At 59.8% G+C, this 8,538-nt stretch carries 9 protein-coding genes; 4 read left to right on the top strand and 5 right to left on the bottom strand.

Annotation, left to right across the window (positions count from 1 at the left end; genetic code table 11):
* Positions 1-306 precede the first annotated feature (306 nt).
* Positions 307-1,884, bottom strand: coding sequence for an alpha-amylase family glycosyl hydrolase (locus tag QOC89_RS21460; RefSeq protein ID WP_323046851.1), 1,578 nt, complete (start codon positions 1,882-1,884; stop codon positions 307-309).
* A gap of 48 nt (positions 1,885-1,932) precedes the next feature.
* On the opposite strand from QOC89_RS21460, the gene QOC89_RS21455 reads away from it, so the two are divergent.
* Complete coding sequence (locus QOC89_RS21455) at positions 1,933-3,597, top strand: alpha-amylase family protein (protein ID WP_323046850.1); 1,665 nt, start codon at positions 1,933-1,935, stop codon at positions 3,595-3,597.
* Positions 3,598-4,072: 475 nt separating this feature from the next.
* Positions 4,073-4,711: an alkyl hydroperoxide reductase gene (locus QOC89_RS21450; protein WP_323046849.1), complete on the top strand. Its 639-nt coding sequence runs from the start codon at positions 4,073-4,075 to the stop codon at positions 4,709-4,711.
* A gap of 189 nt (positions 4,712-4,900) precedes the next feature.
* Here QOC89_RS21450 and QOC89_RS21445 read toward each other — a convergent pair whose 3' ends face one another.
* The 3 genes from QOC89_RS21445 to QOC89_RS21435 form a co-directional block, all read right to left on the bottom strand.
* Entirely contained in the window at positions 4,901-5,464 is a 564-nt protein-coding gene (locus QOC89_RS21445) for an Hsp20/alpha crystallin family protein (protein WP_323046848.1), read from the bottom strand.
* A 275-nt stretch (positions 5,465-5,739) separates the two neighbouring features.
* Positions 5,740-6,147: an Hsp20/alpha crystallin family protein gene (locus tag QOC89_RS21440; RefSeq protein WP_323046847.1), complete on the bottom strand. Its 408-nt coding sequence runs from the start codon at positions 6,145-6,147 to the stop codon at positions 5,740-5,742.
* A gap of 24 nt (positions 6,148-6,171) precedes the next feature.
* The gene (locus QOC89_RS21435) at positions 6,172-6,624 is read right to left on the bottom strand and encodes an Hsp20/alpha crystallin family protein (RefSeq protein WP_323046846.1); all 453 of its coding nucleotides are present in this window, start codon (positions 6,622-6,624) and stop codon (positions 6,172-6,174) included.
* A 242-nt stretch (positions 6,625-6,866) separates the two neighbouring features.
* Between QOC89_RS21435 and QOC89_RS21430 the strand changes: the two genes are divergently transcribed.
* Complete coding sequence (locus tag QOC89_RS21430; RefSeq protein ID WP_323046845.1) at positions 6,867-7,250, top strand: hypothetical protein; 384 nt, start codon at positions 6,867-6,869, stop codon at positions 7,248-7,250.
* A 180-nt stretch (positions 7,251-7,430) separates the two neighbouring features.
* Here QOC89_RS21430 and QOC89_RS21425 read toward each other — a convergent pair whose 3' ends face one another.
* Positions 7,431-8,036 carry a TetR/AcrR family transcriptional regulator gene (locus tag QOC89_RS21425; protein WP_323046844.1) on the bottom strand — a complete coding sequence of 202 codons (606 nt, stop codon included), beginning with the start codon at positions 8,034-8,036 and terminating at the stop codon, positions 7,431-7,433.
* Between the two features lie 130 nt (positions 8,037-8,166).
* Between QOC89_RS21425 and QOC89_RS21420 the strand changes: the two genes are divergently transcribed.
* Positions 8,167-8,538: NAD-dependent epimerase/dehydratase family protein (locus tag QOC89_RS21420; protein WP_323046843.1), on the top strand; the 372-nt coding region annotated here is incomplete at its 3' end.

Raw genomic sequence — 8,538 nt, 5'->3', positions numbered from 1 at the left:
GAAAATAAGGCACCTCGATGGTCATGACGGTTCTGGTGCAAACAGCAGGTGAAGCCGAGACATCTCCAATAAATAAGGATATCTTATTTATTGAGCAGAACAGTATTCCAGACCGCGCGTGCCGCGGTATCGTTGAGTCAGAGAGGCGAGAGGTCGAACTGACCCTTGCGAATGCGGTGCGTCAATTCAATGGCCGTTGCACGCCGTCTTCTGGAACGCCAACAATTCGGCGGGCGCGATCTACCTTGCCGACCAGCCTTGGAGCCCAGACGAGCGAGCAGCACGGGGGCTCTCTACCACCGCCGATCAGACCGGCTTGATGATCAGTGCTTCGCCGGCCGCGAGACGATTTGCGCCTTCCGTGATCGACTCGCCGCGGCGGCCGGGTAAAGTCGATAACAACACCGTGCCTGATGGCAAAGGGGCGGCGGCGTCGGCGGCGCCCATGTTTAGCCCCATGAAAAACCGTTGATCGCCAGAACGCCGCTCGTAAGTAAGCACGTCGCCGTGCGCGGTGAGGTTTTCGATCGCCCCTTCCAGGAGCGCCGCGTTGCTCCGCCGAATCGACAACAGACGGCGATACAGCGACAACATACTCGACGCCTCGCCGTCCTGGCCACTAACGCTGGTCGCCGCGCCTACCGGCAACCACGGCTGGCCGCTTGTAAAACCGGCATGGGGCAGCGATAAGTCCCATTGCATCGGCGTTCGCTCAGGATCGCGGCCCTGACCGATACCCGGCTGCCGAAGCTCGGCCGGGTCCTGAACCTGGTCGGGCGGTATCTCGCCGTCGATCATGCCAATTTCTTCGCCGTAGTAGAGCGTCGGTGTCCCGCGCAGTGTCAACAGCAGCACGGCGGCCACGCGCGCTTGCGCTGCCCCCAGGCGCGACGCCACGCGCGGGTTGTCGTGATTGCATAGCACCCAGTTTGGCCAGGCGTGCTCCGGCAATGCGCGATAGTAATCCGACACCATCCTTCCAATATCGGCCGCATTCCAGGCTGCGTTCAGGAGCTGGAAATTGAAAGGCATGTTAATACCATCGCCGTTCGTGCCGTAGTACCTCACCAGTTGCGGCACGGGCAGATAGATTTCACCGATCAACACCCGCTCGCCGTATTCATCCAGCGTGGCACGCATCGAACGCACGATCTCGTGCACCTCCGGCTGATCCTCGGTGTAAGTCTGCAATAGCCGGTGATGATCCGGCTCGCCCGCCCGGAACGCGGGGTTAGGCGGGTTATCACGGAACTGGGCGTCCTTGATCAGCAGCCACAGCACGTCCACGCGGAATCCGTCCACGCCGCGATCCAGCCAGAAGCGCAGGACATCGTCCATCGCGCGGCGCACCTCGGGATTGCGCCAGTTCAAGTCGGGCTGTTCGCGCAAGAACGCGTGATAGTAATACTGGCCGGTGTGTGCATCCCATTGCCACGCGGACCCTCCCATCCGGCTCAGCCAGTTGTTCGGCGGTCCGCCGCCGGGCGCGGGATCGCGCCACAAATACCAGTCGCGCTTCGGGTTGTCACGCGAGGACCGGCTTTCTTCGAACCACGCATGCTGGTCCGACGAATGATTCGGCACGAAGTCGAGCAGCACTTTCAACCCAAGTCCGTGGGCGCGGTCCACAAGTTGCTTGAAGTCGTCGAGCGTGCCGAACATCGGGTCGATATTGCAGTAGTCGGCGACGTCGTAACCGAAGTCCGCCATGGGTGACGGGTAGACTGGGGAGATCCAGACTGCATCGATGCCAAGCGCCGTGAGATATTCCAGACGCGCGCTAATGCCCGCCAGGTCGCCGATGCCGTCGCCATTGGTGTCCTGAAACGAGCGCGGATAGACCTGATAGATCACGCCGCATTGCCACCACACCAGTTCAGACATCGCAGTTCCTCTCACTGATCGATTGTTTTGGAGCCACGCGCGGACCGTATGCTAAACGACCTCTGGTACAAGAATGCAATCGTCTATTGCCTCTCCGTCGGCACCTTCATGGACGCGAATGGCGATGGCGTCGGCGATTTCCAGGGCCTGATCCGCCGGCTCGACTACCTCCAGGGGCTCGGCGCCACGACCATCTGGCTGATGCCTTTCCAGCCGTCGCCTGGCCGCGACAACGGCTACGACATCTCGGATTACTACAACGTCGACCCGAAATACGGCACCCTGGGGGAGTTCGCCGAGTTCTCCCATGCGTGCCGCGAACGCGGCTTGCGCGTGATGATCGACCTCGTGATCAATCACACGTCCGATCAGCACGCGTGGTTCAAGGAAGCACGCAGCGATCCTGACTCGAAGTATCGCGACTGGTATGTATGGGCCGACAAGCAACCGCCGAACGCTAAGGACGGGGTGGTATTTCCCGGCGTTCAGAAATCGACCTGGACCTACGATGAGCAGGCCAAACGCTGGTATTTCCATCGCTTCTATGACTTCCAGCCGGACCTGAACACGGCGAACCCACATGTGCAGGCCGAGTTGCTCAAGGTGATGGGCTTCTGGATCCAGCTCGGCGTGTCGGGATTCCGGATGGACGCCGTGCCGTTTGTGATTGCCACAAAGGGCCCGAAAGTACGCAAGCCCGTCGAGCAATACGACATGTTGCGGACCTTCCGCGAGTTTCTGCAATGGCGCAAGGGCGACGCGATCATCCTCGCCGAAGCGAATGTATTACCCGATTCCGACCTCGATTATTTCGGCGACGACGGCGAGCGCCTGCAGATGATGTTCAATTTCCAGGTCAACCAGAACACGTTTTACACCCTCGCGACCGGCGATACAGGGCCTTTGAAGAAAGCGCTGACAGCGACGAAACCGCGTCCCGCGACCGCTCAATGGGGTGTATTCCTGCGCAATCACGACGAACTGGATCTGGGCCGTCTGACGCCCGACCAGCGCGCCGCCGTGTTCGGCGCGTTCGGCCCGGACCCCGACATGCAGCTATACGAGCGCGGCATTCGCCGCAGGCTTGCGCCGATGCTCTCTGGCGACAGGCGCCGCCTCGAACTCGCTTACAGCCTGATGCTGACCTCACCGGGTACGCCGGTATTTCGCTACGGCGATGAAATCGGCATGGGCGACGACCTGCGCCTGCCGGAGCGCGAATGTACGCGCACCCCCATGCAATGGTCGACCGAACCCCATGGCGGCTTCACGAAGCACCCGAAGCCGTCGTGCCGGGTCATATCGGGCGGGGCTTACGGTTTCGAGCGAGTGAACGTCGCCAGCCAGCGGCGGGACCCGAATTCGTTCCTGAACTGGACCGAGCGTGTGATCCGCATGCGCCGGGAAGTGCCGGAAATAAGCTGGGGCGATTTCGCGGTCCTGCGTACATCGCGCAACGAGGTCCTCGCGCTGCGCTACGACTGGCGAAATAACTCGGTGATCTGCGTGCATAACTTCGGACCGGAAGCCTGCACGGTGAGGTTCCGCTCGGGCTGCAGCGGGCAGGGCGAAAACCGCCTCATCAACCTTCTCTCGGACGACCACAGTGTGGAAGCCGATGACGGGCGGCATACCGTAGTGCTGGAGCCGTACGGGTATCGATGGTATCGGGTGGGCGGCCTCGATTACCTGCTGAAGCGAAGCGGGGTATGAAGGGCAAGACCGATAGTGGTGCTCGCGTCCGCGCTTGACTCAGGTACGAGGCCGTCGTTTGGTCGCTCGCCTATGAGCCGCTGCAGAATCAGATTTCGAAGCATTCCAGCGAATCCCCCATTGCTGCCGCTTCCGAACTCAAGATAAGGCAACCCGCAACCGACATCCAGAATCCCGAGCGAACGTGCGCGAAAGCCAGGAACGGACTTTCAATATGGGCTGCCCAGGAGGTTGACGAGCTTGTTGGGGCGCTATAGATGTATCCGCCGTAGCATGCACAAGTGCACTAATATCAGACGATTCGCGAACACCTTGAATATGTGCGATAGCGCACCAAAACGCACCGACGTTCGGGGGAGCATTGCGTGGCACCCTCCTGCTTCCTATGGCGGATCGGCGCTACACCTCTGTTCAGATTTCTTTCAGCTCCTGGCACTTCTTGACATAGACTTGTAAGTCGTTACGGGATCGAAACATGTTAAACGTCGGCCTCAGGTCACAACTGCAGACGTATCTGCGAAACATTCGCAGACCTGTCGAATTGATCGTGTCGCAGGGCGGTAGTCAAAAATCGCACGAGATGCTGACGATGTTGAACGAGATCGCGTCGTTGACAGATCTGGTGACGGTGATCGAGGAGCAGCAGGACAACCCACGCAAGCCATCGTTTTCGATCAGGCAGGCGGGAGGAAGACCCGGTATCCAGTTTGCCGCCACTCCAACAGGGCCTGAATTTTCGTCCCTTGTCCTGGCAATACTCCAGGTTGGAGGACATCCCGTAATAGCCGACCGTACGACCATTGAACAGATTCGAGCGCTAGAACGTGACTACTATTTCGAGACCTATATTTCGCTATCTTGCAGAAGTTGTGTGGACGTTGTGCAAGGGCTGAACATGATGGCGGTGATCAATCCGCGGATTCACAACATTACGATCGACGGAGGAATTTTTCAAAGCGAGGTGTCGGCGCGTGATATTAGCGTTGTGCCGACGATCTTCATGAACGGCGAGATATTCGGTGAGGGGCGCAGCAGCTTTGTGGAGCTCGGCGCGAAACTTCACGACATAGAACTGAGCATGAGAGCAGCACTGCATGCGGCGGGCAAGCAGTAGCACTGACCTGCAGGTCATATCGGTGGCGAGTAACCCCTGCAAATTCGTCCACTTGGCCGATCTTCCGGTCGGATGGCACGCCTGGCGAACCGGCGGCCGGCGCGCATTTTTAGAGCGCAGTTTCCAGCTGAGCTAACCACCCGGGCTACTCCCATTGATTCAACTCGCAATCGCCAAGTCGCCGCAACGTTAGCCAATATCGATCGTGCGGCTCGTGGATCGCTGCTGCTCCTGTTTCGGCACCGTCAACGTCAGGACGCCCTTGTCAAACTTTGCGAGAACGTGGTCGGGATCGGCATTTTCCGGCATCGGGATCGTGCGCGTGAAGGCTCCATATGCGCGCTCAAGCCGATAGCAGCCGTCCTCCTCACTGTGCACATCCTGCTTCTTTTCGCCACGCAATACCAACGCTCCGTCCTCGACGCTAACGGTCAGGTCCTCCCGCTCCATGCCTGGCAGTTCGACGGTCACGCGCAGTATCTTTCCCTCGTCAACCACGTCGATGCGCGGCTGGAAACGCGATGAACTGAAGTCGCCAAACCATCGTTCGAGCGCGCCGCGCGCCGCGAACGGATCATGAAAGAAATCCTCCATCGCACGCCACGAATCACGGGGGAAAAGTCGCGAAATGTCAGGCCACGGAACACGTGACGGTTCGCTGTCGGGCGGGCTTTGCGCACTGTCCGCCTCGGGCTTGCGTCCCGAACCGCGGAGAAATTTGAAAGGGTTCCACTTTTTCAGGTCGGTGTTCATCGTATGCTCCTCGATGGTCTGACAGGAGAACCGGATGTGCATCATTGCGTTCACACGGCCGCGTTCGCGCCCGCTCGTGACCAAGCCGATATATCCACCATCAGCGAGGGCCGGGCCGCTTGCGAACTGACGCACCGGCACGGCCCATATGCTGATCGTTTATCCGCATCACCCTTCCTCAATGATGTTCTGTATCCACTCCGCCACGAACGGGCGATGGCGACCTCGCGGCCGCCAGCGGTTTTTTCTCCTGCCGTCGTTGTGGCTCTGCCGGTTCAGTTCGTCTGCACTTCGATCCGGCGCGGGCGCGCTTCGTCGCGACGCGGAATCGTCAGTTTCAGCACGCCGTCCTGCAGGTTTGCATCGATCTTCGATGTGTCGAAGTCCGGGCTCAGTGAGAACGCGCGCGCGAAATGCGGTTCCCGGATCTCGGCGTGCTGCAGCCGCAGACCGGCGGGCGTCGGCACGACCGCTTCGGCCTCGACATAGAGATTGCCGTCGTGCACCTTCACGTCGAGTTTGTCCTTCGTGACGCCTGGCAGGTCAGCCCACAGCGTGATGCCCTGGCTGTCCTCGAACACGTCGATGGCCGGTGTGAGCGTCATCCGTCGTGCCGGCTGGTCGCCATCGCGTCGCGCTACTGCTTTCTGGTCGCGTTCAGCAACCTGTGTCCTGTCGTTCATGGCTTGCTCCTTGAATAACTGTCGTTACTGAACGGTAATGGCCCGTGGCTTCGACGCTTCGCGCTTGCCGACGGTAATCGACAGACAGCCGTTGGTGTAGCGCGCCTGCACCCTGTCGGGGTCAGCATTCTGCGGCAGCTCGATCACGCGCCGGAAACTGCCGGTGAAACGCTCCTGTGCATAGGTGCGGGTGTCGTCGCGGGTTTGGTCATCGTTCCCGGTCTGGGCAGGCTTGCGCTCACCGCTGATGGTCAGCAGGCCCTTGTCGATCGACAAGTCGAGGTCGGCCAGCTTCAGGCCCGGCGCGAACGCGACGATTTCGATCGAGTCCTCGGTGGTACCGATGTTGAGTTGTGGAAAGGCCCCGAAGCGGCCGGAACGGATGCTGGACGGGAAGCCGCCGAACAGGCTATCCATCTGCCGCTGCAGACGGTCAAACTCACTGAACAGGTCGGTTCCGGAAAAGAGATCACTCATCGTATCCTCCTTCGATACAGCGAGGAGGCGAACGGGCCTACGCGCTCCAGTCCGCCTGCCATGCCGCTGGCAAACAAATCGAAACACGCAGTGCACCGGTTATGACCGGCGCATCTGCCTGAGCGAAATGAAAGATAGAACCTACGGAGAAAAATTCAAGGGGCGGTGGTGAAATTCCGGTCTTGAAAATCGCCTGCCAAATCCTATTATCGCGGTGCATTGCAACGGAACCGGAGGACACCATGGAATTCGCTTCGGACTGGCTCACGCTTGGCAGACATCGCATTCGGCTTCGCTCGGCCAGAGGCTTTCCGACGGAATTGATGCGTAGCGTGACGCAGGTTGTGCGCCTCGCGATCGACAACAACATGAGCGCCCGCGCGCGGCTGGTCGAGATCGTCTTCCAGCACGAACAGACCTACGATATCGCTGTGGGCACGACACTTATCGAAGACCGCGTTTGTGCGCCGCAACTGGAAGCGGCGATTGCGCTGGTGCTCGGCCTGCTGCCGGATCAGGTGAACATCACCGTGACGACAGTAAGTCAGGAGGAAGTCGACCTGCACTTCGGCGTGTATGAGCGCATGCTGGCCGAGAAACTGGGCGTGGTGCCGCCAATCCAGTGATCGTCGGGCGATTGCGCCGAGCCGCAATGAGACCTGACGTTCGCGGCCATTGGTGTGCGAACGGCAGGAAAGCATGAACGGAAGATCGGCAATGGGCGCGTGGATAGCGGTGTTTTGCTTCCCACGCTACACGCTGTTGCGCTCCGCATGCAGTGGCTCGACATCTTATGCGGCGCTCTCTTAGCGAAGTGCAGCCGCTACCGCCTCGTCAATCTGCAGCGCAAAGCGTGCTTCAACATCGGGCACCGCGTAGCCGATTGACAGTTCCAGATACGCATCACCTAGCACCAACTGAACGAATGTCGCTGCCCGCAATGCAGCAGTCGATTCGTCAAATCGCTTTCGCAGAATTTTTGCGCCGAAGGCACGCACGACCTTTGCACCATTTTCGTAAAACACCCGTCCGAGTTCCGGAAGACGCTCGGCCTCAGCAACGATCGCCCGGTAAAGCCGCAGATTATCCGGCGCGATAAGGATTTGTGCCAACACCCCTCCCAACTCGCGCAACTCGACTTCGGGTGATCCATCGGATTGCTCGTCCAGAGCGCTGGCAAGAAGTCCACCCACCTGAGCGCACATCGAGCTCACCAGACCAACGAAGAGCGCCTCCTTCGACTTGAAGTGGCGGTAAACCGTCTGTTTGCCGACGCCAGCGGCCGCGGCCACATCGTCCATCGTTGCCAGGCCGAAACCCTGGCTTAAAAAAACGGTTTTCGCGCCGTCGAGGATGGCGGATCGCTTACGACGTTGCAGCGGGCTCAGGACGGGGAGAGAGGATGTGTTCATGCCCGATTAATAACAGATCGTTGAGTAGTTGACAAGACTGGTCAGTCTCGTTTAGATTGGCCAAAACGAGACCGATGAGTCTCGTTTGTGTCACTTATCAACTTCGCAGGCAATCCTCGAGGAGAACGCTATGGAGCTATTCATTACAGGTGGTACGGGCTACATCGGGCAAGCGGTCGCGAGCAAGGCAATCAGCCTCGGCCATCAGGTGACGGCGCTGGTGCGCGATGACAGGTCGGTGGCCGCGAGCGCGCTGGCACGTCTCGGCGTGAAACTGCATGGCGGCGACTTGCGTGAGCCACAGTCTTTCGCTGCGACTGCCGGTGCCGCTGATGGCGTGGTGCACATGGCGTCGACCAACGATGCTTCCGCCGCTGCTGCTGACGAGGCCGCAGCTGTAGCGATGCTTTCGCATTTGCATCCGGGCGCGGCGTTTGTCTATACGTCGGGCACCTGGGTCTACGGCAATACGGAGGGGGAGCGCGCGACTGAAGCATCGGCG

Source organism: Paraburkholderia sp. (assembly GCF_034668105.1).
Lineage (GTDB): Bacteria > Pseudomonadota > Gammaproteobacteria > Burkholderiales > Burkholderiaceae > Paraburkholderia.
This window is presented reverse-complemented; position numbering and strand designations above follow the sequence as displayed.